At 69.4% G+C, this 1,502-nt stretch carries 1 protein-coding gene; it reads right to left on the bottom strand.

Going from position 1 to position 1,502, the window contains the following annotated elements; all coding sequences use genetic code 11:
• Window positions 1-35: 35 nt before the first annotated feature.
• Window positions 36-1,388 (bottom strand): IS4 family transposase, encoded by a 1,353-nt coding sequence (locus ACFW2E_RS46760; RefSeq protein WP_384478236.1) that lies wholly within the window; start codon window positions 1,386-1,388, stop codon window positions 36-38.
• Between the last annotated feature and the right edge of the window lie 114 nt (window positions 1,389-1,502).

Genomic DNA, 1,502 nt, shown 5'->3' with positions numbered 1-1,502 from the left:
AGCAACGCTGTTCAGTTAGGGCGGTCTGGGCCGCGTCAAGGGTCGGTTGTGAGCATGTTGATGCTGATGGTGGCCTTGTAGGTGGTCCGGTCAATGACGGGTCCGCGTGCGTTGTACTTGGAGATCGCTCGTTTGACGATGCGGTCTTTGGTGCGGACCCGCCGCTGGGGCAGGAGCTGGGCCAGCACGTGACGGCCGATGACTCCGACCAGGTCGATCACGGTGTCGGCGATGATGCCGGCGGCCAGGATGAGCTGGTCGCGGGCGGCGGACAGGGCGATGGTGAAGCCGGCCCGGTCCGGGTCGGTGCCCGCGACGCTGTCGGTGGCATCGGTCATCGCGGTCCGCAGCGCCTGGTAGGTCACCAGCAGCGCCCAGACCTCCTGCTCGATCCCGGCCGGAGTGTGGGCACGCAGGACCCGGCCGCCCAGGATCGTGGATTTCAGCTCCGCGTAGGCCGTCTCGATCTCCCAGCGCTCGTGGTAGAGCCGCATGAGTTCGCGGGCCGGGTGCGCCGCCGGATCGGTCAGGGTGGTCAGCAACCGGTAGCGGCCGGTGCGGATGCCCTGGGATGTGGCGATGCTGATCTCTGCGTCGATGACCCGGACGGTCAGCGCGCCGACCCGGGCCAGGAACGAGCCGTCACCGCAGCGGGCCACCGGCGGCAGCCTCCGTCCGGACTTGCACCGCACCAGCAGGTGTGCGCCGGTGGCGGCCACGCGGTTCAGCAGGTCGGCGGCGGCAAAGTTCCGGTCACCCAGCAGCAGCATTCCGGCGCGCAGATCGCCCACCAGCCGGCCTGCATACTCCAGCTCACCGACGGCGGCCGGGCCGAACACCGCCCCGATCACCGCCCTGGTGCCGCAGGCCACCAGCGCCACCAGCCGGACCTGCGGATAGCCCCCGGCCCCGTTGTTGCACCGCTGCTTGGCGAACACCGTGAGGTTCGCCGGGGTGTCCGGCACCGGCAGCAGCGTGCCGTCGATGGCCACGACCAACAACCCGCGCCACCGTATCCGGGCTGCCACCGTGGCCACCGGGCCGCGGACCAGGTCGAACAACGCCTTCAACGGCGCCGCTCCCAGGCGCTGACGGGCCTGGCGCAACGCACTGCCACTCGGTTTGGTGGGGGCCAGGCCCGCCAGCCCGGCGCATAACCGATCGAAGACCTGCCGGTATCCCAGCTCGGCGAACAACGCCCCGGCCAAGAGCAGGTACACGGTGACCCGCGCCGGCACCAGACGAACCCGCCGCTCGACAGCGCGAGTCCTCGCCAGCACATCATCGACCATCTCGAACGGCAGGATCCGGGTCAACTCGCCGAGGTGGCCCGGCGCGAACACCCCGGCCGCTACCCCGACTGACCGCGATATGGCAGCCTGTTCCAACAGCGGAGCTCCCGTGGTGAGGATGTCTTGGAGTGACAGACCTCTTCTACGGCAGCTCCGCTGCTTTGCCTACGGCTTTGACAAGCGGCCCCAGGCCTTAACTGAACGGCGTTG

Source organism: Streptomyces sp. NPDC058964 (assembly GCF_042741275.1).
Lineage (GTDB): Bacteria > Actinomycetota > Actinomycetes > Streptomycetales > Streptomycetaceae > Streptomyces.
This window is presented reverse-complemented; position numbering and strand designations above follow the sequence as displayed.